The sequence below is a fragment of the Streptomyces musisoli genome (assembly GCF_016741855.1).
Taxonomy (GTDB): domain Bacteria; phylum Actinomycetota; class Actinomycetes; order Streptomycetales; family Streptomycetaceae; genus Streptomyces; species Streptomyces musisoli.
This window is the reverse complement of the sequence record NZ_JAERRH010000012.1, coordinates 127930-152454: the sequence shown is the minus strand read 5'-3', so window position 1 is coordinate 152454 and position 24525 is coordinate 127930. Positions and strand designations below refer to the sequence as shown.

Here is a 24525-nt window from a genome sequence, read left to right as displayed (position 1 = left end):
CGCCACGCACCCGCACTCGCGCACGGCACCGGGCCGCTCCCGGGTAGGCGAAGGGCCCGGCACCGAGTCGGAACTCGGCACCGGGCCCTGGTGTTCGGCCAAACCGCCGGAGGCCTACGCCTCGAAGACCTCACGCACCAGCTGCTCCTGCTCGGCCTGGTGACGCTTCGCGGAGCCCACCGCCGGGGACGAGCCGTGCGGACGCGAGATGCGCCGCAGCCGCTCGCCGGCCGGGATGTCCGCGCCGACCGCCAGGTCCAGGTGGTCGATCAGGTTGAGCGCGATGAACGGCCAGGCACCCTGGTTCGCCGGCTCCTCCTGCGTCCACAGGTACTTCTCGGCGTTCGGGTACTTGTTGACCTCCGCCTGGAGCTCGTCACCCGGCAGCGGGTACAGGCGCTCGATGCGGATGATCGCCGTGTCCGTGGCGCCGCGCTTCTGCCGCTCGGCCTCCAGGTCGTAGTAGACCTTGCCGGCGCAGAAGACGACCTTGCGGACCGCGGCCGGGTCGACCGTGCTGTCACCGATGACCGGGCGGAACTCGCCGCTCGTGAACTCCTCCGCCTTCGAAGCGGCGGCCTTCAGGCGCAGCATCGACTTCGGCGTGAAGACGACCAGCGGCTTGTGGTGCGGGTTGTGCACCTGCCACCGCAGGAGGTGGAAGTAGTTCGACGGCGAGGTCGGCATCGCGACCGTCATGTTGTTCTGCGCGCACAGCTGGAGGAACCGCTCCGGGCGGGCCGAGGAGTGGTCCGGGCCCTGGCCCTCGTAGCCGTGCGGCAGCAGCAGGGTGACGCCGGAGGTCTGGCCCCACTTCTGCTCGGCCGAGGAGATGAACTCGTCCACGACCGTCTGGGCACCGTTGACGAAGTCGCCGAACTGCGCCTCCCACATCACGAGCGCGTCGGGGCGGGCCAGCGAGTAGCCGTACTCGAAGCCCATCGCCGCGTACTCGGACAGCAGGGAGTTGTAGACGGTCAGCCGCGCCTGGTCCTCGGAGAGGTACTGGAGCGGGGTGTACTCCTCGCCGGTCTCCCGGTCGATCAGCACCGCATGGCGCTGGCCGAAGGTGCCGCGCTGGGAGTCCTGGCCCGCCAGGCGGACCGGGGTGCCCTCGAGCAGCAGGGAGCCGACGGCGAGGGTCTCGCCCATGCCCCAGTCGATCGTGCCGTCCTCGACCATCGCCGCACGGCGCTGGAGCTGCGGCTGGAGACGCGGGTGGACGGTGATGTGGTCGGGCACGGTGACCTGGGACTCGGCGATCCGCTTGACGACCTCCGCGGAGATCGCGGTCGGGACCGCGACCGGGAAGCCGTCCTGCGGGGCCTGGGCGTCACCGGCGGCCGGCTGCGAGGTGGCCTCGCGGACCTCGGTAAAGACCTTCTCCAGCTGGCCCTGGTAGTCCTGGAGGGCCTGCTCGGCCTCTTCCAGGGTGATGTCGCCGCGACCGATCAGGGACTCGGTGTAGAGCTTGCGCACCGAGCGCTTCTTGTCGATCAGGTCGTACATCAGCGGCTGGGTGAAGGCCGGGTTGTCCGACTCGTTGTGACCGCGGCGGCGGTAGCAGATGAGGTCGATCACCACGTCCTTGTTGAACGCCTGGCGGAACTCGAAGGCCAGACGGGCGACGCGCACGACGGCCTCGGGGTCGTCGCCGTTCACGTGGAAGATCGGGGCCTCGATCATGCGGGCCACGTCCGTCGCGTACATGGAGGAACGCGAGGACTCGGGGGCCGCGGTGAAGCCGACCTGGTTGTTGATGACGATGTGGACCGTGCCGCCGGTGCGGTAGCCGCGCAGCTGCGACATGTTCAGGGTCTCGGCCACCACGCCCTGGCCCGCGAAGGCCGCGTCGCCGTGGATCGCCACCGGCAGGACCGTGAAGTCCGTGCCGCCCTTGTTGATGATGTCCTGCTTGGCGCGGGCGACGCCCTCCAGGACCGGGTCGACCGCCTCCAGGTGCGACGGGTTGGCGACCAGCGAGACCTTGATCTGCTCGCCGTCCAGGCCGGTGAAGGTGCCCTCGGCGCCCAGGTGGTACTTCACGTCGCCGGAGCCGTGCATCGACTTCGGGTCGAGGTTGCCCTCGAACTCGCGGAAGATCTGCGCGTACGACTTGCCGACGATGTTCGCCAGCACGTTCAGGCGGCCGCGGTGGGCCATGCCGATGACGACCTCGTCCAGGCGGGACTCGGCCGCGGAGTCGATCACCGCGTCGAGCAGCGGGATGACGGACTCGCCGCCCTCCAGCGAGAAGCGCTTCTGGCCGACGTACTTGGTCTGGAGGAAGGTCTCGAAGGCCTCCGCCGCGTTCAGCCGGCGCAGGATGCGCAGCTGCTCCTCACGCTCCGGCTTGGAGTGCGGGCGCTCCACGCGGTCCTGGATCCACTTGCGCTGCTTGGGATCCTGGATGTGCATGAACTCGATGCCGGTGGTGCGGCAGTACGAGTCGCGGAGCACGCCGAGGATGTCGCGCAGCTTCATCATCGACTTGCCGGCGAAGCCGCCGACGGCGAACTCGCGCTCCAGGTCCCACAGGGTGAGGCCGTGCTCGACGATGTCCAGGTCGGGGTGCTTGCGCTGGCGGTACTCCAGCGGGTCGGTGTCGGCCATGACGTGGCCGCGGACCCGGTAGGAGTGGATCAGCTCGAAGACGCGGGCGGCCTTGGTGACGTCGTCGTCGTGGGAGGCGTCGATGTCCTTGAGCCAGCGGACCGGCTCGTAGGGGATGCGCAGCGCCTCGAAGATCTCGTCGTAGAAGCCGTTCTCGCCGAGCAGCAGGTTCGCGACCTGGCGCAGGAACTCGCCGGAGGCGGCGCCCTGGATCACCCGGTGGTCGTAGGTCGACGTGAGCGTCATGACCTTCGAGATGCCGAGCTTGTTCAGGGTGTCCTGGCTGGTGCCCTGGAACTCCGCCGGGTAGTCCATGGAGCCGACGCCCATGATCACGGACTGGCCGGGCATCAGGCGCGGCACGGAGTGCACGGTGCCGAGGCCGCCGGGGTTGGTCAGGGAGACCGTGACACCGGTGAAGTCGTCCATCGTCAGCTTGCCCTCGCGGGCGCGGCGGACGATGTCCTCGTAGGCCTGCCAGAACTCGAAGAAGTTCAGCGTCTCGGCCTTCTTGATGGCGGCCACGACGAGCTGGCGGTCACCGTTCGGCTTGACCAGGTCGATGGCCAGGCCGAGGTTGACGTGCGGCGGCTTGACGAGGGTCGGCTTGCCGTCCTTCTCGCCGAACGCGTAATTCATCGCCGGCATGGCCTTGATGGCCTGCACCATCGCGAAGCCGATCAGGTGCGTGAAGGAGATCTTCCCGCCCCGGGCGCGCTTCAGGTGGTTGTTGATGACGATCCGGTTGTCGAACAGCAGCTTCACCGGGACCGCGCGGACCGAGGTGGCGGTCGGCAGCTCCAGCGAGGCGTTCATGTTCTTCGCGACGGCCGCGGACGGACCACGCAGCGTCACGTACTCGGGACCGTCGGGGGCCTCCGTGGCGGGAGCGGCCTTCGCCTTGGGCTGAGCGGGCGCCTGTGCGGGCTGCGCCGGCTTGGCCGGGGCGGGGGCGGCCTTCGCCGCGGGAGCGGGAGCCGGAGCCGGAGCCGGTGCCTGAGCGGCGGCGGGCTTCGGGGCCGCGGGAGCCGGGGCGGCGGCCTGGGGGGCCGGGGCCGCGGGCTTGGCCTGCGGGGCCGTGGGAGTGGTCTCTGCGGCCCCCGCGGCCGCAGTACCCGCCGGAGCCGGGGTGGCAGGAGCACCCGGCTTGTAATCGGCGAAGAAGTCCCACCAGGCACGGTCTACCGAATTCGGGTCCTGGAGGTACTGCTGATAGATCTCGTCGACGAGCCACTCGTTCGGACCGAACGCGGCAGCGGGGTTCTTCCCGGCTTGGTCGTCGGTGGAGATGCTCGAGTTACTGGGGGACTGTGGCGACACGGCGGCAACCGCCCTCTTCCGCTTCACAAGGTGATGGACAGCGGGAATAAAGGCTACGCCTCCAAGACCGCGAAGGTCAGGTCGGGCCCGTTCATCGTCGCGTAAGTCACATCAAAAATCTTGTTTCAGGGCTTGATATGGCGGGAAACAAGCGTGGTTCCGCATGTGGGAGGGTGCACCGGCCCGGACCCGGCGCGTCCTCGTCCGACGCATGGCGCGGGCCTTCCCCTGATCACACGTGTCCAGCTGCACGGAACGGCAGCGACCCTCGTGGATCTTGTGCTTCCGGTTCGGACCCTACGTCAACTCGGGACGGAAGTCAGTCCCGGAAGAGTGACGATGATCCGGCAGCCCCGCTCGGATTCGGCCACACCGATCCGGCCGCCGTGCAGATCCACCGCCCACCGGGCGATGGCCAGCCCCAGCCCCGTGCCGCCGTCGCTGCCCGGCCCGTGCGGCCGGGTCGCCGCCCCGCGGTTGAACCGCTCGAACACCCGGTGCCACTCCGACCGGGGAATGCCGGGCCCCTCGTCCAGGACCTCCAGCGCCAGCGACTCCGGCTGCGGGCCGCGCCGCGCCTTCACCGTCACCCGGCCGTGCGGCGGGCTGTGCTTGACCGCGTTGTCGATCAGGTTGGCGACGACCTGGTGGATGCGCTCGGGGTCCGCGTGCGCGGTCAGCTCCGGCGGCGAGACGTCGAGGTGCAGATGGACGTCCGTACGGGTGTGGCTGCCGGAGCCGGAGGCGATGCCGGCGCGCGCGGAGGCGACCATGTTGGCCTCCTTCAGCACGCCCGACAGGTACGGCCACACCTCGAACCGGCGCATCTTCAGGGGTACGACGCCGTTGTCCAGCCGGGACAGGTCCAGCAGGGTCTCGACCAGGCGGCCCAGCCGCTCGGTCTGCTTCAGGGCCGTCCGCATGGTCTCCGGGTCGGCCTCGGTGACCCCGTCGACGATGTTCTCCAGCACCGCGCGCAGGCCCGCGATCGGGGTGCGCAGCTCGTGCGAGACGTTCGCCACCAGCTCCTTGCGCTGGTTGTCCTGGGCCTCCAGCTCGTCGGCCATGACGTTGATCGTCTGGGCCAGGTCGCCGAGTTCGTCCCGGCGGTTCTCCTTCACCCGGCGCGTGTAGTCGCCCTGGGAGATGGAGCGGGCCACCGTGTTCATCTCGTCCAGCGGCATGGTGAGCGAATGGGCCACGAACTGCGTGATCAGCAGTGTGGCGATCATCGAGAAGACCGTGATGAAGCGCAGCTCCGTCTTGGTGTGCACCGCGACGATGGACAGTCCGGTCGTGATCAGCACCGCGATGACGACCAGAGCGCCCAGCTTGGTCTTGATCGAGAACGGGCGTACGCCGCCCCAGGGTTCCTCGCCGAGGGTCCCGGGGCTCCTCCGTGCGGCCTGGCGCCCGCCGCCGCTCACGGTGTCGGTGTCTCCAGCGCGTAACCCACACCGTGCACGGTGCGGATCCGCTCGGCGCCGATCTTCCGGCGCAGCGCCTTGATGTGGCTGTCGACCGTGCGGGTGCCGGAGGCGTCCGCCCAGTCCCACACCTCGGCCAGCAGCTGCTCCCGGGAGAGCACCGCGCGCGGGGTGTTCGCCAGGCACACCAGCAGGTCGAACTCGGTGGGCGTCAGGTGGACGTCCTCGGCCTTCACCCGCACCCGGCGCTGAGCGTGGTCGATCTCCAGCTCACCGAGGCGCAGGATCCCGGAGCGGGGCGTGGAGGCGGCGATGGCCGCCCGCTCCACGCGGCGCAGCAGCACGTGCACCCGTGCCGCCAGCTCCCGCATCGAGAACGGCTTGGTCATGTAGTCGTCGGCGCCGACCCCGAGCCCGACCAGCATGTCGGTCTCGTCGTCGCGCGCGGTGAGCATCAGCACCGGCACCGGGCGCTGGGCCTGCACGCGGCGGCAGACCTCCAGGCCGTCGAAGCCGGGCAGCATGATGTCGAGGATCAGCAGGTCGGGCTGCCATGCCTCGGCCGTGTCGACCGCGGCCGGACCGTCGCCCGCGGTTTGCACGAGAAATCCCTCGGCGCGGAGCCGGGCCGCGATGGCGTCGACGATCGTCGGGTCGTCCTCGACGACCAGCACCCGGCGCTGCGCGCCCGGGGTGGTCGTCGCCGCGCCGCTCTGGGAGGTGTGTGTCTGCTCCATCGCCCGCCCCTGTTGTTGCTTTCCGGAATCCGTGGGGTGATCCCATGTCTGCGTTTGACGCTTGAATGATCCGCGTCAGGGCAGCACATTACGGGGACTCACCGCGCTGTCGCTATCCAGGTCGGACGGCGAGGTGGACGACGTCGGGAACGCCCCGGGCAACGGGGACCTCTTCGGTACGCACCTGCTGGAATCCGGCATTCCGCAAGGTTCCTTCGAAATCCGCAGAGGGTTGCGCCGACCACACCGCGAGCACCCCGCCGGGTCTCAACACCCGCGCGCACGCGGCGAGTCCGGCCGGTGCGTAGAGGCCGTCGTTGTCCGCCGTGACGGTCCAGCCGGGCCCGTTGTCGATGTCGAGGCACAGGGCGTCGAACGTGTCCGATGTCTCATTGACGTACGTCACGAGATCCGCTTCCACGATCGTGGTGCGCGGGTCGGCGAGCGCGTCGGCGGACACCCCGGCCAGCGGTCCGTCCCGGTGCCAGCCGATGACGGCAGGCTCCCGTTCCACCACGGTGATCCGCCCCCACCGGGGGTCGGCCGCGGCGTGCGCCAGCGAGAACCCCACGCCCAGCCCGCCGATCAGCACCTCTGGCGCCGGGCGCCCGTCCAGCGCGTTCCGGGCGGCGTCGACCAGCAGTCTTTCCGAGCGGCCGTCGGAGGTGTCCATCAGGAAACAGCCGTTGGCGATGATCTGCAACAGCGCGCCGTGCCTGCGCAGCACCACCTCGCCGTAGGGGCCGTCGTGCCGGTCCAGGACCACGGGGGTGTCGTGCGCGGCAGTCATGAACCCATCCTGCTCGAACGCGGCTTGGCATTCACGGGAATTGTGCATGACACCCACGGACGAGTGGCTCCGGACCCGGAAGCCGGACGCGGGTGAGGAGCAAGAGGTTGCTGTGAATCCGCTCTCGGGTGGCGTCGGTCATAGACACGGGCACGCCGAACACGAAGGGTGGGGCGCGACGGAAGGAGCGCCTCACCGTGGAACGGATCACGCCGGGCCCTGCGACGGACGCGTCCACGCCCCCGCCGGGCACGCCTCTTCCGGACGGCACGGCAGCCGTTCCGCCTCCGGCGATCGCCGGTCTGCTGGACGGCGTGCCCCGCCAGCGCGGCGCCGCCGCACCCGCCCCCGCGCCGGCCGGGGCGAGTCCGTCAGCGCCGGCCGGGGCGAGTCCGCCCGTGCCGGTCGAGGTGCGTCCGTCCGTACCGGCCGGGGTGAGTCCGTCCGCGGCGGAGGTGGCGGCGGAGGCAGACCCTTCCGTGGCGGCGGAGGCAGGCCTTTCGGTGCCGACGGTGGCAGGCCCTTCCGTGCCGGCGGTGGTCGGCCCTTGCGTGCCGGCGATGGCAGGTCCTTCCACGCCGGCCGCGGCGCGTCCGCTCGCGCGGGGCCTGCGGCCGTGGCGTCTGCTGCCCACTCCGGCCGGCACCCCGTTCACCTTCGCCTATGCGGCCGTCCTCGCCCTCACCTCCCTGTTCGCGTCCCTGGCCGACCCCGGCCTGGTGCACGACCTCTACCAGGGCTCCAGCACGGACGTGGCCCACCTGGTGCGCACCCCCGTGGTGGTGCTGCCGGCGAGCGCGCTGTGGATCGCGGGCGGGGTCGTATCGCCGTACGCCGTGACGTTCCTGCTGGTGCTCACGGCGCTGGAACGGCGGATGGGCGGGGCGCGGGCCGCCTGCGTCTTCCTGGCCGGCCATGTCCTCGCGACCCTCGCCACCGAGGTACCGGTCGGCCTCGCCGTCCTGTTCGGCCATCTGCCCCAGACCTCCCTGCACCGCCTCGACTACGGCATCAGCTTCGGCGTCGCCACCAGCGTCGGCGCACTGGCGGGCCTGCTCCGCCCCTGGCTGGGCCTGTCCGTGCTGGCGCTGATGGGCGGGGTGCTGCTGAACGACCTGTTCGCCTTCCAGGACCCGATGACCAACTGGGGCCACATCATCGCCCTCGGTCTGGGCGTCGCCGGCTGGCCGCTGGCACGCCGCTGGCAGCGCACGTACGCGTCGGCCTCCCCGGCCGCCCGGTGAACGCGCACCCCACGTCGTAGGGGCGACGCGCTCCGGAACCCGCCCCCCGTCCTGCGCTGCCCCTCCCTTCACCTGCGCGGATCTGATGATCGCTCACAGCGAACACGCCCCTGGGAACAATCGGCCCGGCAGACACATTGAGTCGGCATAGCTCAAGTTGACTGCCTAAGGGGAGATCATGGCTGCTGAGTCCACGGCGTTCACGCTCGTCCTGCCCGTGCTGCCGCTCGACGACGAGGTCGTGCTGCCCGGCATGGTGGTTCCGCTGGACCTGAGCGATGCCGAGGTACGGGCCGCGGTGGAGGCCGCACAGGCCGCCGCCCGGTCGGCGCCCGGCAAGCCCAAGGTGCTGCTGGTGCCGCGCATCGACGGCACGTACGCCAAGACCGGCGTCCTCGGCACGGTCGAGCAGGTCGGCCGGCTGGCCGACGGTGACCCCGGGGCTCTGGTCCGCGGCCGCAGCCGGGTGCGCATCGGCGCCGGCACCACCGGACCGGGCGCCGCGCTCTGGGTCGAGGGTGCCCGTGTCGGGGAGGACGTGCCGGAGCCGCTGCCGGGCCAGGTGGCGGAGCTGGTCAAGGAGTACAAGGCGCTTGCCACCGCCTGGCTGAAGAAGCGCGGCGCCTGGCAGGTCGTGGACCGGGTCCAGGCCATCGACGACGTCTCGGCGCTGGCCGACAACTCCGGCTACTCACCCTTCCTGACCACCGAGCAGAAGGTCGAACTGCTGGAGACCGCCGACCCGGTGGCCCGCCTCCGGCTCGCCACCCAGCAGCTGCGCGACCACCTCGCCGAGCAGGACGTGGCCGAGACCATCGCCAAGGACGTCCAGGAGGGCGTCGACAAGCAGCAGCGCGAGTTCCTGCTGCGCCGTCAGCTGGAGGCGGTCCGCAAGGAGCTGCGCGAGCTGAACGGCGAGCAGGACGGTGAGGAGTCCGACGACTACCGCGCCCGCGTCGAGGCCGCCGACCTGCCGGAGAAGGTCCGCGAGGCCGCCCTGAAGGAGGTCGACAAGCTGGAGCGCGCCTCCGACCAGTCGCCCGAGGGCTCCTGGATCCGCACCTGGCTGGACACGGTCCTGGAGATGCCGTGGAACGAGCGCACCGATGACAGCGCTTCCGCGTACGACATCCAGGGCGCCAGGGCGGTCCTCGACGCCGAGCACGCGGGCCTGGAGGACGTCAAGGAGCGCATCACCGAGTACCTGGCCGTGCGCAAGCGGCGCTCCGAGCGGGGCCTGGGCGTCATCGGCGGACGGCGCGGCGGTGCCGTGCTCGCGCTCGTCGGTCCGCCCGGCGTCGGAAAGACCAGCCTCGGCGAGTCCGTGGCCCACGCCATGGGCCGGAAGTTCGTCCGGGTCGCCCTCGGCGGCGTCCGCGACGAGGCGGAGATCCGCGGTCACCGCCGCACGTACGTCGGTGCGCTGCCCGGCCGGATCGTACGGGCCGTCAAGGAGGCCGGGTCGATGAACCCGGTGGTCCTGCTGGACGAGATCGACAAGGTGGGCTCCGACTTCCGCGGCGACCCGGCCGCCGCCCTGCTCGAAGTCCTGGACCCGGCGCAGAACCACACCTTCCGGGACCACTACCTGGAGGTCGAGCTGGACCTGTCCGACGTGGTCTTCCTCGCCACCGCCAACGTCCTGGAGGCCATCCCGGAGGCACTCGCCGACCGGATGGAGATCGTCCGCCTGGACGGCTACACCGAGGACGAGAAGGTCGTCATCGCCCGGGACCACCTGCTCCCGCGCCAGCTGGAGCGGGCCGGCCTGGACGGGGACGAGGTCACTATCGACGAGGGCGCGCTGCGCAAGCTCGCCGGCGAGTACACCCGCGAAGCGGGCGTACGGACCCTGGAGCGGTCCATCGCACGGCTGCTGCGCAAGGTCGCCGCGCAGCACGAACTCGGCCGCAGGGAGCTGCCGTTCACCGTCCGGGAAGCGGACCTGCGCGGGCTGATCGGCCGCCCGCACCACGTGCCCGAGTCCGCCCAGGACCCGGCCGAGCGCCGTACGGCCGTGCCCGGTGTGGCGACCGGACTCGCGGTCACCGGGGCCGGCGGCGACGTGCTCTTCGTGGAGGCGTCCCTGGCCGACCCGGAGACGGGCGCGGCGGGGCTGACCCTCACCGGCCAGCTCGGCGACGTGATGAAGGAGTCGGCGCAGATCGCGCTGAGCTTCCTGCGCAGCCACGGCGCCGAACTGGAGCTGCCGGTGGCCGACCTGAAGGACCGGGGCGTGCACATCCACTTCCCCGCGGGCGCGGTCCCGAAGGACGGCCCGAGCGCCGGCATCACGATGACCACGGCCCTCGCCTCGCTGCTCTCCGGCCGCCTGGTCCGCACGGACGTCGCCATGACCGGCGAGGTCTCGCTGACCGGACGGGTGCTGCCCATCGGCGGCGTGAAGCAGAAGCTGCTCGCCGCGCACCGCGCCGGGGTGACCACCGTGATCATCCCCAAGCGCAACGAGGCCGACCTGGACGACGTCCCGGCCGAGGTGCTGGACAAGCTCGACGTCCACGCCGTGACCGACGTCCGCCAGGTCCTGGAGCTGGCGCTCGCGCCCGCCACGAACGGCGCGGCGCCGGAGGTCCCCGTGGCGGCGTGACGGACGTCGCGGGATGAGTGAAGGCCCGGGTCCCGTGAGGGAGGCCCGGGTCTTCGCCATGCCGGGTCCCGCTGCCCGGCCGGGCGCGCCCGGGGGGCAACTCGGTAGAATTCGGACGTGAGTGGGCAGGACGGCCGGCCCTCCGGTCTGATCGGGACGGAGATCGCGGGCTACCGGGTCGAGCGCGAACTCGGCCGCGGTGGCATGGCCGTCGTCTACTGCGCCAAGGACCTGCGCCTCGGCCGGACGGTCGCCCTCAAGCTGCTCGCCCCCGAGTACACGCGCAACGACGCCTTCCGCCGCCGGTTCGCCCAGGAGTCCCGGGTGGCCGCCGCCATCGACCACCCCAACATCGTGCCCGTCTTCGAGGCCGGCGAGGCCGACGGGATCCTGTACATCGCCATGTGCTTCGTCGCCGGGTTCGACCTGCGCGCCCTGCTCGACCGCGAGGGCCCCCTCCCGGTGCCGGCCGCGCTGCGCATCGCCTCCCAGCTCGCCTCCGCGCTCGACGCCGCCCACGCGCGCGACCTGGTGCACCGGGACGTCAAACCCGGCAACGTGCTGGTCGGCAAGGGCGTCGACAGCGATCACCCCGAGCACGTCTACCTCACCGACTTCGGGCTGGCGAAGAAGTCCCTGTCGCTCACCGGGTTCACCTCGGCGGGCGAGTTCGTCGGCACGCTGGACTACGTGGCGCCCGAGCGGATCGCGGGACGCCCGGTGGACGGCAGGTCCGACCAGTACAGCCTCGCCTGTGTGGTCCACGAGACCCTCGCGGGCGCCCCGCCCTTCCGGCGGGCGGACCACCTGGAGCTGCTCTGGGCCCACCAGTACGATCCGCCGCCCGCGCTGAGCAAGGACCGGCCGGACATCCCGGGTGAGGTCGACGAGGTCCTGCGCCGGGCGCTGGCGAAGATTCCCGACGACCGCTACGACACCTGTCTGGAGTTCGTGGCGGCGTTGCGCGGTGCCGTCGGCGAGGCCGGGCCGCGCGGGCGTACGCCGACGCTGGTGGATCCCCGGGTGCGCGCCGCCTGCGCGGAGCCGGACGGGGACCGCGTCGAGGTCCCGGATCCGCCGCCCTGGGCCGACCCCGTCCTCCGGACGGACCGTTAGCCCGGCAGGGGCAGGGGCAGGGGCAGGGGCAGGGGCAGGGGCAGGGGCAGGGGCAGGGGCAGGGGCAGGGGTAGCGGCCGGGGGCGGGCAGGGCACTCTCCCCCCTGCGCGGCGCTTTTAACCCGTCCTTACGGAACCGTCAAGTCCCGATTTCTCGGAACGTGCCCCTTGGGGTGCCGATTGGGCTTACTGGATGTGCGGCCCCCACCGAACAGGAAATGAGGTCGCGAGGTACGGCGGAAACAATTCCGCCACCCAGTGCCCCGTATTCCGGGAGCACATTCAATGGGATCCGATCCAGGAAACAGGAGAAATGTCATGTTCCGTAGCTCCAAGACGTCCGAGTCCCGCCCCAAGCGCCGGGGTCTGCTCCTCGCCACGGCGGTTGCGTCCGCCGCGATCGCCGGGGGAGTCATCGTTCCGGCAGCCTCCGCGGTAGCGGCCCCCGCCTCGGTCGCCAGTGCCCCGGCACACCACCACAAGCACAAGTGCCATCACCACTGCAACCACGGCGGCAATACCCAGGGTGGTACTCAGGGTGGCGGTAACGGCAACACTCAGGGTGGTACTCAGGGTGGCGGTAACGGCAATACCCAGGGTGGTACTCAGGGTGGCGGTAACGGCAACACTCAGGGTGGTACTCAGGGTGGTGGCAATGGCAACACCCAGGGTGGTACTCAGGGTGGTGGCAATGGCAATACCCAGGGTGGTACTCAGGGTGGCGGTAACGGCAATACCCAGGGTGGTACTCAGGGTGGCGGTAACGGCAACACTCAGGGTGGTACTCAGGGTGGCGGTAACGGCAATACCCAGGGTGGTACTCAGGGTGGTGGCAATGGCAACACTCAGGGTGGTACTCAGGGTGGCGGTAACGGCAACACCCAGGGTGGGACCCAGGGTGGCGGCAATGGCAACACCCAGGGTGGTACTCAGGGTTGATCAGTGAGTTCAGCACCCCGCGGAGTGAATCTCCGCGGGGTGCTGAACCGTTCTGGCCCCGCGCTTCCACGACGTGGACCGTGCGGCTCCATGTCGAACTCCGAGGAGTGCGGCTGACCCGGGACGGTGGGACTCGGACGAGTCCCGCACGTCGACAGGGAAGCCGCACTCCTCCGTGGCGTCGGCCGAAATTGACGGGCGCCGGTCCGGCGCGTTTCCGGTCGCCTTGTCAAGCCCCGAATCCCCGTCACTTTCTCCCCGGCGTCCGAAAAATGCACCATTGATGGCAGATAAGGAGTTCGGCCGTCAAGCGGAACCGAGACGGCGGGCAAGTCGAGACCCCGACTCGCAGCCGATTTCGGAATCCTGGCCGATTGTTCAAGGGAGATTTTCATGGCACGGAAGAGCATTGCGCACATCACCGGTCTGTCCTGCGCCGCCGCGATACTCGCCGGAACGGCGGGGGTGGCGGCTGCCCAGACCTCCCAGGCCGCTCCGGCCGCGGCCCAGGCTGCGACATGCAGCCTGAAGGACGGGACGATTCGCGGCAAGGGCTTCGCTCACCACCGGGCATATGACGTCAAACGTGCCGGTAAAACCATTTCCCGTGTCTCCGCCGGGCCGAAGGGTGACGTCAGGACCGTCGTCAAGGGCGGCGGTCCGGTCTCAGTGGGCAAGGTCCTGTGCAAGTCGTCCGGACAGGGCTCGGGCTCCACGGCATCCGACGCTGCGGCGGCAACAGCGAAGGGAGCCGAAGCGGCACGGCGGGCGGTCAGCAAGGGCGCTTCCCAGAAGCAGGCGGCCGCGGTGGGGCGGCGGGAGGCGAAAGCGGAAGCGCGAAAGCTCGGATTGCCGCCCGCCGCTGTCACCCACGTGACGAACAACGTGACGAACATCGTCAACAACACCATCAACGGGGGCGAGGGCAACACCATCGGCGGCACGCAGATCGGCGGCCAGGGCAACACCCAGGGTGGGACGCAGGGCAGCGGCAACGACAACACCCAGGGCGGGACGCAGGGCGGCGACAGCGGTAAGACGCAGGGTGGCACCCAGGGCGGCGACAGCGGCAAGCCGCAGGGCGGGACGCAGGACGGGGACAATGGCAAGCCGCAGGGTGGCGACCAGGGCGGCGACAGCGGCAAGCCGCAAGGCGGCGGCACCCAGGATGGCGACAATGGCAAGCCGCAGGGTGGCGGCGCCCAGGATGGCGACAATGGCAAGCCGCAGGGTGGCGACAGCGGCAAGCCGCAGGGCGGCCCCCAGGGCGGCGACAGTGGCAAGCCGCAGGGTGGCACCCAGGGCACCGGCGCCCCCGCCGGGAGCACGCGGGGCGGTACCGAAGCCTGACCGAAGGTGACCGACCGGCACTGCCCCGCCCCTCCCGGCGGGCCAGTGCCGCGTCAGCCCGCGGGGAGGGTCTGATCCGCCCACACGGTCTTGCCGATCCGGTCGTGCCGGGTGCCCCAGCGCTCGGCGAGCTGTGCGACCAGCAGCAGTCCGCGGCCGCCCTCGTCGAAGATCCGGGCCCGGCGCATGTGCGGGGTCGTGCCGCTGGAGTCGTAGACCTCGCAGGTCAGGGTGGAGCCCTGATGGATCAGCCGGAGCCGGATGGGCGGGCGGCCGTAGCGGATGGCGTTGGTGACCAGCTCGCTGACCATCAGCTCGGTGGTGAACGCCGCCTCGTCCAGGCCCCAGGCGGCCAGCTGCTCGTCGGCGTACCGGCGGGCCAGGGCGACGACGGTGGGTTCGTTGTCCAGCTCCCAGGAGGCGACCCGGTCCTCGTGCAGGACCCGCGTACGCGCCACCAGCAGGGCGATGTCGTCGTCGGGCCGGTGGCTGAGCAGCTCGGTGAGAACCCGGTCGCACACCGAGTCCAGCGTCTTCGCGGGACGGCCGAGCGCGGCGAACATCTTGTCCAGCGCCTCGTCGATGTCGTGTTCGCGGGCCTCGAACAACCCGTCCGTGTAGAGCGCGAGCAAAGTGCCCTCGGGCAGTTCCGCCTCGACGGCCTCGAAGGGCAGCCCGCCGAGCCCCAGCGGCGGCCCCGCGGGCACGTCCAGGAAGCGGACGAGGCCGTCCGGGGTCACCACGGCGGGCGGCGGATGCCCGGCCCGGGCCACCGTGCACCGGCGCGAGACCGGGTCGTAGACGGCGTAGAGGCAGGTGGTGCCGATGCCGCCGGCGGTCTCGGCGGCCGGGTCCGCGCTGCCCTCGTCGGCGGCCAGCCGCAGCACCAGGTCGTCCAGGTGGGTGAGGAGCTCGTCGGCGGGCAGGTCGACGTCGGCCAGGGTGCGCACCGCCGTGCGCAGCCGGCCCATGGTGGCGGAGGCGCGGATGCCGTGCCCCACCACGTCGCCCACGACGAGCGCCACCCGCGCCCCCGACAGCGGGATCACGTCGAACCAGTCGCCGCCCACTCCGGCCCGGCTCGCGGCCGGCAGATAGCGGGTCGCGATCTCCAGGGCCGCCTGGTCGGGCAGCGTGTGCGGGAGCAGGCTGCGCTGAAGGGCCATGGTGGTGGTGCGGGCCAGGGCGTGCGCGCGGGCCTGCTCGATACCGGCGGCCGCCTTGGCGGTGAACTCCTCGGCCAGCCGCAGGTCCTCCGGCCCGAAGGGCTCCCGCTCCGGTCGCCGGCCGAACAGGGCGACGCCGAGTGTGCTGCCCTCGGCGAGCAGCGGCACCGTCAGCAGCGAACGCACCCCGGACGCGCGCAGCCACGCGGCGCCCGGGTCCAGCGCCGCCCACTCGGCGACGGCCGGGTCCGCCGTGTCGAACAGCAGGGGGCGCCCCACCGCCAGGCACCGGGCGGGCGGCGAGTCGGCCGGACACACGACCGCCTCGCCGACGCCGGTGCCGGGTCCGGTACGGTCCGGGACCGCGCGCAGGGTGGCCCGGCGCAGCACGGTCTGGCCCGCCGGCGGGCCGGCGGCCTCGGCGCCCGTGCGCGGGGAGTCCACCAGGTCGACCGCCATGACGTCGGCCAGCCGGGGCACCGTGACCTGGCCGAGTTCCTGCGCGGCGCGGGCCTGGTCCGCCGCCGTCCCGACGCGCGAACCGCTCTCCGGGGAGGAACGCTGCCGGCCGGCGGAGTCCTGGCCCGGCTGCTGCACGGACAGGCAGACGGCCCGCACCCGGCCGTCGGCGTCCTTCAGCGGGGTGAGGACGGTGGGCCGGCCGAACGCCGGGCTCAGTTGGCCTGCCTCCTGGGCCCGGCCGGACTCCAGCGCCAGCCGCATCGAACGGGTGACGTCCTCGCTCACGGGCCCCGGCACGATGTGGGCGAGGCGCAGTCCGCGCATCGCCGCCTCGGGCAGGGCGAGGGCGTGTTCCAGCCTGCGGTTGGCCCGCACCAGGCGCAGGTCCGCGTCGAAGATGGCCAGCGGAAAGGGGGACTGGAGAAAGGTCCACTCCTCCAGGGGTTCGCCCCGCGGCGGCTGTGTCCGGGCCGTCACGGCGCTCACCACGAGCCAGTCGGCGGCCCCGGTGTCCGAGGTCCGGCGGTGGGCCAGCACGCCCAGCTCCACGCACCGGCCGTCCCGGTGGCGCAGGGGGACGGCGCCGTTCCAGCGGTTCCGGCCGGTCAGCGCCCGCCGGACCGCGGTGGCGTCGGCGGCGAGCAGCGCGGACGCGGGCCGGCCGACGACGGCCGGGGAGTCGTAGCCGAGAAGTCGCCGCGCGCCGTCGCTCCAGCCGGTCAGGATGCCCCGCTCATCGATGGTGGCCGTGGCCGTGTACGTCGACTGTCGCTCCATCGCCGCTCATCTCGCCCTTGCTCGGCAGGCTCTCCTGACCAGCATGATCCCGGGCGGCGCGGAGCACCAACGCAGGGACGGCCCGGCGAAACCGGGCCGTCGCGGCCGTCGGCCCGGCAACCGGCCGCCCCCGGCTGTCGGCCCCGGCCTGCGCCTCATCCGTGGGCCGCGACCGGCGTCTCGGCCCGTGGGCAGGAGCCGGCACCCCGGTCGTCGGCCCCGGCCCGGACCTCAGCCGTTGGCCAGGGCCTGCACCCGGTCCAGGGCTCCGTTGAACTTGTCGTGGTCCCCGACGGTCGGGCCGGAGGAGGTGTACTGCCACATCGTGTAGTACGACCACCCGGCCGGCAGCGTCCCCGGATCGGAGGCGTAGCGGGCGATCCACAGCGGGTTGTTCACCGCGAAGCCGCCGTAGTTCCCGGTGCACTGGGTCCACCAGCTGGTGGCCGTGTAGATCACGGGGTACCGGCTGGTGCGCGCCTTGTAGGTGTTGACGAAGTCGGCGATCCAGCCGACCATCTGGCTCGCGCTCTTGCCGTAGCAGGCGGCGCCGTACGGGTTCCACTCGATGTCGAGGGCGCCCGGCAGGGTCTTGCCGTCCCGGGACCAGCCGCCGCCGTGGTCGACGAAGTAGTTGGCCTGGGTGGCGCCGCTGGTGGTGTCCGGGGTGGCGAAGTGGTACGACCCGCGGATCATGCCCACGTTGTAGGAGCCGTTGTACTGCTGGGCGAAGTACGGGTTGGTGTAGTACGTGCCCTCCGTGGCCTTCGTGTACGCCCAGCGCACCCCGCTGCCCCACAGGGTCGACCAGGCGACGTTGCCCTGGTGGCCGGAGACGTCCACCCCCTCGGTCTGGGTGACGTCGCCCGTGGTCGGGGTGCCGTTCCGGCCGTCGTGGGCGACGACGCCCATGCCCATGTAGGCGGAGCCGCGGCCGGGAGTGGTCGCGGCCCGGGCGGAGGTGAGGGGGAGCGTGAGGGAGAGCGCCGCGAGCAGGGCCGTGACGAGGACGGCGCGGTGACGCGGGCGCGCGGAGCGGGGGGAACCGGGTCTGAGCACGGTCATGGCGTGCCTCCGGGGAGTGGGGTGGGGGAGTGGTGTGGGGGGATCGTGGCGCTGACCGCCGGCCCACTGGCGTGGGCATGCCACGAGTGGCGTGGTAAAGAAGCTACGCACGTAGATGACGGCGTGGAAGGGGGTCCGGGCGACGCCGTTGGTCTACGCCTGCGAAATACTTACGGAGCTGCGGCAATGACGTTGTTTGACAGAAACTTTCAGTACAGCGAAACCGATCAGGGGTGCTGACGTGCACGAGGACGGAATCCGGGGCGCACACCACGCTGCCGGCCAGGTGACGCCCAGTGGTGCAGACCAGGAGTTCCTGGCACTGGAGCGGGAGTTGACCGTGCTGCTCCGGCGTGCCCGGGCCAACCAGGGCGAGATGGCCCGGGAGGTCCACCCCGACCTGGAGTCCTCCGCCTACGGTCTGCTCATCCGGCTGGACGAGCAGGGCGGCCAGCGGGCCACGGAACTCGCCGGCTACATCGGCGTCGGCAAGGCCACCATGTCCCGCCAGCTGCGCGCCCTGGAGGAGCTGGGCCTGATCGCCCGCGAGCCCGACCCGGCCGACGGCCGCGCCTGGCTCGTCACCCTCACCGAGGAGGGCAGCCGCCGCGTCGGCACCGTCCGCGAGGCCCGCCGCGCCCGCTACGTCCGCCAGCTGGCCCACTGGGACCGCCGCGAGGTCTCCGAACTGGCCCGGCTGCTCCACGAGCTGAACGGCGTCATGGCGAAGTAGGCGGAAGGGCGGTCACAGCTCCGCGTAGACCACCGTCGCGTCGTCGTGGGTCTTGCTCCGCCCCAGGAACGCCCGCTGCTCCCGGTCCGCCGTCTCCAGCTCCCGTACCCGCTCGACCAGTGACCGGGCGCCCTCCTTGGCGACCACGTCGAACAGGGCGGTCCAGTCGCCCTCGCGGAACTTCTCCGTCCACCGGGTCGCCCCGTCGGTCAGCGCGGCCAGCGCCCGCACCTCGTGCCGGGGCAGGGAGCCGGTGACCGCCCGGACGGCCACGCCGGGGTCGGCGGCGGCCGTGAAGAAGCCGCCCTCCTTGTTGCGCAGGTTCGCGTCGACGAGGGTGTCGGTGGCGAGCGCGGAGCGGGGGAGCCGGGCGAGCCGGTCGTCCAGCACGGGGGTGACGGTCCCGTCGGGCCCCCGCACCAGCAGCGCGGAGTCGGACAGCACCAGGTAGTCGAGCGTGGACGCGTCCCAGCGGGTCAGGACCACGGTGGCCTGCGGAGTTCGCGGGTGAGAAAGGTCACAGGTGTCCGCGTGGGCGTCCGCGGTGCGCCGGATCGCCCGCGAGAGAATCTCCGGGAGCGTCAGATCTCCGCCGGAAAGGGTCAGTTCGGTCAGTGCGCCGCCGAGCCGGGCGGTGAACCAGGGGACGGAATGCAGACAGCCCGTCCCGCCGTCGGGCGGCGTCACCCCGTCCAGGACGATCACGCAACCTCCCTGTCCGGAGGCGGGTAGTCCGACACCGGCGAAGTCCTCGTTGGGACGGGTCGCGTTGCCGGGTTCCGAGACGAGATCAGTGCGCATCCGGCCAGTCTGCACGAGGCCTCCACACCCTGCGCCAAAGGCTGGCAAGCGCACGGTGAATTCTCACGACCCCGCAGGTCAGGCGCCTGATTTGGGGGAGAATGGGGCACTCCGGGAAGGCGTGGTGGCGAATACTGTCAAAGCCTGCCGCGTGCGTCCAACCGGCCCGCCGCGCAAGGGCCGCGCACACGCCGGAGGAACTTGCCCGTCAACTCTCCGACGATGTTCACTCCTTCGGGTGGCGGGTCAGGTGATGCGCGACCACTGCCCACCGGCGCTGGGAGGGTCGGGAACCATACGAACCGGGTGCACGCACCACTTGGCACCGAGATGACGGGGTGCCACCCGGGCCCCTGAGTAGACGAGTTCAGGATTGCGAGCACCGGTGCAGAAGAAGCGGCCTCGGCGCACAGGCAGGCAGACGGCCCCCGAGGGGACCGTCCCCCAGACCCCCGTGGGCACCGGCCGTCCCACCCATGTGCGCACCCGGCTGATCGTCGCCGTCGCCGTGGTGGCCGCCGCCGTCGCCGGAGCCGGCGCGCCCGCGCTGCTCACCGCCTCCCAGGACGTCGGTGACTCCCAGGACCTGGTGACGCTCGCCGCCCTCACCCAGGACGCGCTCACGCTCGCCCACTCCCTGGCCGACGAACGCGACGAGGTCACCTCCTACATCGCGGCCGGCCGCCCCAAGTCCAAGGCACCCTCGGAGGACCGCAGCGCCCGCGTGGACCGGCAGGTCGAGGAACTGCGCGCCGACACCGACACCCCGGCGGGTCTGCGGGCCGACCTCGACGGCGTCGACACCGTCCGCAGGGCCGCCCTCACCGGCAAGACCACGGCCCTCCAGGCCCACCAGGCGTACTCCGAGACGATCACCGAACTGCACCGGCTCGCCGAGCGGCTGGCCGAGCAGATGCCCCCGCGGGCCGGCTCCGGCGCCTACGCCCTCGCCGAACTGGATTCCGCCGTCCAGCAGTCCGCCGCCGCCCGCGGCCTGCTGCTGGCCGCGCTGAACGTGCCGACCCGCACCCAGACGGTGATCGACCCCACCACCGGCCTGCCCACCACGGCCGCCGTCACCAGCGACGCGGACCGCAAACAGCGCGACGCGCTCGCCGCCGCCGCCCAGCAGGCCCGCCTGCGCGCCGACGCGGCCCTCGCCGACTTCCGCGAGACCGCGCCCGAGAAGGCGGCGGACTCCTACGACTCCACGGTCACCGGCTCCGAGGTCAACGACGCGGAGAAGTACCTGGCCACGCTCACCGACCAGCCGACGCTCGCCGACAGCGAGCTGACCACCAGCACCAAGAAGCTGGACGCGGCCCTGTCCGCCCGCGTCGACCTGATGCGCGGCGCCGAGTCCGCGCTCTACGACCACCGCACCAAGGACCTCGGAAAGCTCCGGGACGACGACGTCACCGCCCTGGAGATCCGGATCGCCGTCCTGGGCGCGCTGCTGCTGGTCGCGATCGGCATCGCCACGGCCATGGCCCGCACCCTCACCCGGCCGCTGTCGGTCCTGCGCCGCGGCTCGGGCCGCCTCGCGGAGGGCGAGGACCCGGCGGCCCAGGAACCGATCGCGTTCACCGGCCGCAACGACGAGTTCGCCCAGGTGGTCCGCTCCGTCAACGCCCTCCACGCGCACGCGGTCGCCCTGCACGAGCGTGTGGGCACGCTGGAGACCGACCGCAAGCACCTGGTCGGCCAGCGCCAGAAGATGGCCGACGCCCGCGAGGAACTCCGCGCCGAACTCACCGAGTCCGCCGCCCAGCTGGAGCGGCTGCGCGCCAGCATCGGCTCCACCTTCGTCAACCTGGCCCTGCGCACCCTGGGCCTGGTCGAGCGCCAGCTGGCGGTCATCGAGGGCCTGGAGGAGCGCGAGCAGGACCCCGAGCGCCTCGCCACGCTCTTCAAGCTGGACCACTTCGCCACGGTGATGCGCCGGCACAGCGAGAACCTCCTGGTGCTCGCCGGCACCGAGCACGTCCAGCAGCACCCCGGCCCCGTGCCGCTGGTCGACGTGGTCCGGGCGGCGGTCAGCGAGATCGAACGCTACGAGCGCGTCCGGATCGCGGCCCTGCCCCCGCACGCCCACATCGCTGGCTTCGCCGCCGACGACCTCTCCCACCTGCTGGCCGAACTCATGGAGAACGCCACCTCGTTCTCCCCGCCGGACCTGCCGGTGGAGGTCTCCGGCTGGCTCCTGGAGTCGGGCGAGGTCATGCTGTCGGTCCAGGACGAGGGCATCGGCGTCGCGGAGGACCGCCTGGCCCGCCTCAACGCCCGCCTCACCGACTTCGACCCCGGCTCGCTCTACGACCAGGAGGGCGAGGAGGGCCTCGGCCTCGGCCTGTACGTCGTCGCGCGCCTCGCCCACCGCCACGGTGTCCGTGTCCGGCTGCGCGAGCAGAAGCAGGGCGGCACCGCGGCGGTGGTGGTCCTGCCGGCGTCACTCCTCACCGAGGCCCCCGCGACGGTACTCCCGCCGCGGACGGCACCCGGCACCACGGGCACCTTCACCCTCCCCGGCGCCGACGCGGAGGCCAACTCCAACGTCCTCCACGCCCGCAAGAAGTCGCCGGACCCCCTGATCACCCTGGCAGAACAGGCCACCCACACCGCCACGAAGACCCCGGCGGCGGAGGCCCCGGCTATGGAGGCCCCGGCTACGGAGGTTCCGGCGGCGGAGGCCCCGGAGGCGAAGGCCCGGGCTACGAAGGCTCCGGCGGCGGAGGCTCCGGCTGCGGAAGGCCTGGTGGCGGAGGCTCCGGCTGCGGAAGCCTCGGCGACGGCGGCCTCGCCCGCGGGGACGCGGGTTGCGGATGCCCCGGCGGCTGATGCCCCGACGGCGGAAGGCCCGACGGCGGAAGGCCTGGCGGCGGAAGGCTTGGCGGCGGATGTCCCGGTCGCCCCCGGTGCCTCCTCCCAGCAGACCCCGCCCACCGCCTCGTCCGAGCAGACGGCACAGGCCCCCTTCGCCGACGGCCCGGCCGACTCGTCCGCCGACACGACCGAGCCGGCTGCGCAGGACGTCTTCGGTGGCCGTCAGGCCGATCCGTCCGCCGACACGACCGAGCCACCCGCGCAGGATGTCTTCGGTGACCGTCCGGCTCATGAGCAGGCCGACACCACCGAGCCGGCCGCGCAGGATGACTTCGGTGGCCGTCCGGCCCATGAGCAGGCCGACGGCCCCGGCGAGCACGCGGAGACGCGTCCGAAGGCCCCGCTGGAGACCTACGCCGAGACGACGATGGAGCTGCTGCTGCCGGAGGTGGCGGCGGAGCCGGCACGGCCGACCGAGCCGACGGATCCCGCCCGCCCGGCGGCCGCCGACGGCGAGGACACCCCACAGGGGCCACCCGCAGCCGACCACGAAACCCGCACGGGTGGTGCGGGTGGGCGCCCGGACGCCGAAGGCGCAGCCGAGGTGGAGGTGCCGGTGGGTGCGCCGCAGGCACTTGGTGGGCACCCGGACGCCGATGGCGCAGCCGAGGCGAAGGCGTCGGCCGGCACCCCACAGGCACCGGCCGAACCCGAGGAACGGCTCACCAGCAAGGGCCTCCCCAAACGCACGCCCAAGATCACCGCACCCACCGCCCCGCCCCGCCAGCGCGCCGGCGGCGTCGACGCCGAAGCCCTGCGCCGCAGACTCGGCGGCTTCCGCAGCGGCGCCCAGGCCGGCTACCGCGACGTGGAGGCGGAGATCGCCGAACAGACGGCCGGCCACCAGCGGCCGGCCCGCTACGCACACGCCGAAGAAACCACGGGGGGCACAGCCGAGGAGGCAAGCAGTTGACCGCGCCCACTACCTACGGACTGAGCAGTGAAGCCCGCAACCTGCACTGGCTGCTGACCAACCTGGTCGAGGAAGTACCCGGCATCCAGTCCGTCGCCGTGGTGTCCTCGGACGGTCTGCTCCTGCTCTCGTCTGACCCCGGGCACACCGAACAGTCCCGCCGGGCCCGCCCGGCGAAGGGCCCGCGCGGGTCCTCCGCCGACCTCGCCACCATCGTCTCCGGCATCGGCAGCCTCACCGTGGGCGCCGCCCGGCTGATGGAGTTCGGCGGGGTCAAACACACGATGGTCGCGATGGACGAGGGCAGCCTGTTCGTCATGTCGATCAGCGACGGCTCGCTGCTCGGCGTGCACGGCTCCGCCGAGTGCGACATGAGCGTCGTGGCGTACCACATGGCGCTGTTCGTGGGCCGCGCCGGCCACGTCCTGACGCCCGAACTCCGCAGTGAGCTGAGGAAATCCCTGGAGGCCGAGTCCACCGGGAGCGCCCGATGAGCGGCGCCGCCGGGAAACGGCACCTCCCCGTCCGCGGCGGCGACCGCAAGCCCGCCCGCGTGCGCCCCTACTCGCTCACCGGCGGCCGTACCCGCTTCGGCCACGTCCTCCTCGTGGAGACGTTCGTGGCGGCGCTGGAGGCCCCGCAGGAGCGCAAGGAACTGACCGGGAGCACCGCCCACGCCATCGGCGGTGGGGGAGGCCCGCTCACCACCCGGGTGATGCCGGAGATACGGGCCATCGTCGAACTGTGCCGCCGTATGCGCACGGTGGCCGAGATCGCCGCGCTGCTGAAGATGCCGCTCGGCGTGGTCCGCGTTCTCCTGAGCGACCTCGCGGACCAGGGAAAGATCCGTGTGTACGGCACCGGAACCGGTCACGGCACCGGCCGACCGGACCGCGCTCTGCTGGAAAGGGTGCTGAGTGGACTCCGCCGTCTCTGACGCCACCGGCGTCGCCCCCCTCGTCGCCGGCTTCGCCGAGCCCGACGAGGACCTGAAATCCTGGCAGACGGACCGGACGCGCGCCCCCATCGCGACGAAGATCGTGGTGGCCGGCGGCTTCGGCGTTGGCAAGACCACCCTGGTCACCTCCGTCTCGGAGATCACGCCCCTGCAGACCGAGGCGCTGATGACCGAGGCCAGCGAGGGCACCGACGACCTGTCCGCCACGCCGGGCAAGCTCACCACCACCGTGGCCATGGACTTCGGCCGCATCACGCTCGACGACGACCTGGTGCTCTACCTGTTCGGCACGCCGGGCCAGCAGCGGTTCTGGTTCATGTGGGACGACCTGGTGCGCGGCGCGATAGGCGCCGTCGTCATGGCCGACACCCGCCGCCTGAAGGACTGTTTCCCGGCCCTGGACTACTTCGAGAGCTGCGGACTGCCGTACGTCGTCGCGGTCAACCACTTCGACGGCAGCGAGCGGTTCGATTCCGAGGACGTACGGGAGGCGCTGACGATACCCGCGCACATCCCTGTCATGATCATGGACGCGCGGCGGCGGATCTCGGCCATCGAGACCCTCCTCGCCCTGGTGGCGCACGCGCTGGACGAAACCCCCGAGTAGTCCTGCCTCCCCCGCA

At 71.9% G+C, this 24525-nt stretch carries 17 protein-coding genes; 10 read left to right on the top strand and 7 right to left on the bottom strand.

Going from position 1 to position 24525, the window contains the following annotated elements; translation table 11 throughout:
* Positions 1 to 114: 114 nt before the first annotated feature.
* From JK361_RS27900 to JK361_RS27885, 4 genes are all read right to left on the bottom strand, one after another.
* Entirely contained in the window at positions 115 to 3933 is a 3819-nt protein-coding gene (locus tag JK361_RS27900; RefSeq protein WP_201822935.1) for a multifunctional oxoglutarate decarboxylase/oxoglutarate dehydrogenase thiamine pyrophosphate-binding subunit/dihydrolipoyllysine-residue succinyltransferase subunit, read from the bottom strand.
* Between the two features lie 302 nt (positions 3934 to 4235).
* On the bottom strand, positions 4236 to 5360 hold the full coding sequence (locus JK361_RS27895) for a HAMP domain-containing sensor histidine kinase (protein ID WP_201822932.1): 1125 nt from the start codon (positions 5358 to 5360) through the stop codon (positions 4236 to 4238).
* Positions 5357 to 6097, bottom strand: a complete 741-nt coding sequence (locus tag JK361_RS27890) for a response regulator transcription factor (protein ID WP_201822929.1) — start codon at positions 6095 to 6097, stop codon at positions 5357 to 5359. The genes JK361_RS27895 and JK361_RS27890 overlap by 4 nt, the downstream gene beginning before the upstream one ends.
* A gap of 112 nt (positions 6098 to 6209) precedes the next feature.
* Entirely contained in the window at positions 6210 to 6887 is a 678-nt protein-coding gene (locus tag JK361_RS27885; protein ID WP_201822926.1) for a spermidine synthase family protein, read from the bottom strand.
* A 410-nt stretch (positions 6888 to 7297) separates the two neighbouring features.
* On the opposite strand from JK361_RS27885, the gene JK361_RS27880 reads away from it, so the two are divergent.
* The 5 genes from JK361_RS27880 (at position 7298) to JK361_RS27860 (ending at position 14144) form a co-directional block, all read left to right on the top strand.
* On the top strand, positions 7298 to 8131 hold the full coding sequence (locus JK361_RS27880; protein WP_443732167.1) for a rhomboid-like protein: 834 nt from the start codon (positions 7298 to 7300) through the stop codon (positions 8129 to 8131).
* Between the two features lie 178 nt (positions 8132 to 8309).
* Positions 8310 to 10739: an endopeptidase La gene (lon, locus tag JK361_RS27875; protein WP_201822922.1), complete on the top strand. Its 2430-nt coding sequence runs from the start codon at positions 8310 to 8312 to the stop codon at positions 10737 to 10739.
* A 117-nt stretch (positions 10740 to 10856) separates the two neighbouring features.
* Positions 10857 to 11855 carry a serine/threonine-protein kinase gene (locus tag JK361_RS27870; protein WP_307787329.1) on the top strand — a complete coding sequence of 333 codons (999 nt, stop codon included), beginning with the start codon at positions 10857 to 10859 and terminating at the stop codon, positions 11853 to 11855.
* Between the two features lie 538 nt (positions 11856 to 12393).
* Positions 12394 to 12801, top strand: coding sequence for a hypothetical protein (locus JK361_RS27865; RefSeq protein ID WP_201822920.1), 408 nt, complete (start codon positions 12394 to 12396; stop codon positions 12799 to 12801).
* 386 nt (positions 12802 to 13187) lie between these two features.
* Positions 13188 to 14144: a hypothetical protein gene (locus JK361_RS27860; RefSeq protein ID WP_201822918.1), complete on the top strand. Its 957-nt coding sequence runs from the start codon at positions 13188 to 13190 to the stop codon at positions 14142 to 14144.
* Between the two features lie 53 nt (positions 14145 to 14197).
* Here JK361_RS27860 and JK361_RS27855 read toward each other — a convergent pair whose 3' ends face one another.
* Positions 14198 to 16549 (bottom strand): SpoIIE family protein phosphatase, encoded by a 2352-nt coding sequence (locus JK361_RS27855; protein ID WP_201822916.1) that lies wholly within the window; start codon positions 16547 to 16549, stop codon positions 14198 to 14200.
* A gap of 231 nt (positions 16550 to 16780) precedes the next feature.
* The gene (locus JK361_RS27850; protein ID WP_201822914.1) at positions 16781 to 17614 is read right to left on the bottom strand and encodes a lysozyme; all 834 of its coding nucleotides are present in this window, start codon (positions 17612 to 17614) and stop codon (positions 16781 to 16783) included.
* 241 nt (positions 17615 to 17855) lie between these two features.
* Between JK361_RS27850 and JK361_RS27845 the strand changes: the two genes are divergently transcribed.
* The gene (locus JK361_RS27845) at positions 17856 to 18347 is read left to right on the top strand and encodes a MarR family winged helix-turn-helix transcriptional regulator (RefSeq protein WP_201822912.1); all 492 of its coding nucleotides are present in this window, start codon (positions 17856 to 17858) and stop codon (positions 18345 to 18347) included.
* Between the two features lie 12 nt (positions 18348 to 18359).
* On the opposite strand, the gene JK361_RS27840 is transcribed toward JK361_RS27845, so the two are convergent.
* A complete protein-coding gene (locus JK361_RS27840) occupies positions 18360 to 19148 on the bottom strand; it encodes a protein phosphatase 2C domain-containing protein (protein ID WP_201822911.1) in 789 nt (262 codons plus the stop codon).
* Between the two features lie 385 nt (positions 19149 to 19533).
* Here JK361_RS27840 and JK361_RS27835 point away from each other — a divergent pair, with 385 nt between their 5' ends.
* The 4 genes from JK361_RS27835 to JK361_RS27820 are packed head-to-tail and all read left to right on the top strand — an operon-like array spanning position 19534 to position 24509.
* Entirely contained in the window at positions 19534 to 22944 is a 3411-nt protein-coding gene (locus JK361_RS27835) for a sensor histidine kinase (RefSeq protein WP_201822908.1), read from the top strand.
* Positions 22941 to 23438, top strand: a complete 498-nt coding sequence (locus JK361_RS27830) for a roadblock/LC7 domain-containing protein (RefSeq protein ID WP_201822905.1) — start codon at positions 22941 to 22943, stop codon at positions 23436 to 23438. Before JK361_RS27835 ends, JK361_RS27830 begins: the two co-directional genes overlap by 4 nt.
* Positions 23435 to 23881, top strand: coding sequence for a DUF742 domain-containing protein (locus tag JK361_RS27825; protein ID WP_201822896.1), 447 nt, complete (start codon positions 23435 to 23437; stop codon positions 23879 to 23881). Before JK361_RS27830 ends, JK361_RS27825 begins: the two co-directional genes overlap by 4 nt.
* The gene (locus JK361_RS27820) at positions 23862 to 24509 is read left to right on the top strand and encodes a GTP-binding protein (protein ID WP_201822894.1); all 648 of its coding nucleotides are present in this window, start codon (positions 23862 to 23864) and stop codon (positions 24507 to 24509) included. Before JK361_RS27825 ends, JK361_RS27820 begins: the two co-directional genes overlap by 20 nt.
* The last annotated feature ends 16 nt before the right edge of the window (positions 24510 to 24525 follow it).

Bases quoted from the DNA above. Each gene is read 5' to 3' on its own strand.
- JK361_RS27890 (WP_201822929.1), bottom strand. From the start codon at position 6,097: ATGGAGCAGACACACACCTCCCAGAGCGGCGCGGCGACGACCACCCCG.
- JK361_RS27855 (WP_201822916.1), bottom strand. From the start codon at position 16,549: ATGGAGCGACAGTCGACGTACACGGCCACGGCCACCATCGATGAGCGG.
- JK361_RS27860 (WP_201822918.1), top strand. From the start codon at position 13,188: ATGGCACGGAAGAGCATTGCGCACATCACCGGTCTGTCCTGCGCCGCC.
- lon (WP_201822922.1), top strand. From the start codon at position 8,310: ATGGCTGCTGAGTCCACGGCGTTCACGCTCGTCCTGCCCGTGCTGCCG.
- JK361_RS27840 (WP_201822911.1), bottom strand. From the start codon at position 19,148: ATGCGCACTGATCTCGTCTCGGAACCCGGCAACGCGACCCGTCCCAAC.
- JK361_RS27825 (WP_201822896.1), top strand. From the start codon at position 23,435: ATGAGCGGCGCCGCCGGGAAACGGCACCTCCCCGTCCGCGGCGGCGAC.
- JK361_RS27885 (WP_201822926.1), bottom strand. From the start codon at position 6,887: ATGACTGCCGCGCACGACACCCCCGTGGTCCTGGACCGGCACGACGGC.
- JK361_RS27850 (WP_201822914.1), bottom strand. From the start codon at position 17,614: ATGACCGTGCTCAGACCCGGTTCCCCCCGCTCCGCGCGCCCGCGTCAC.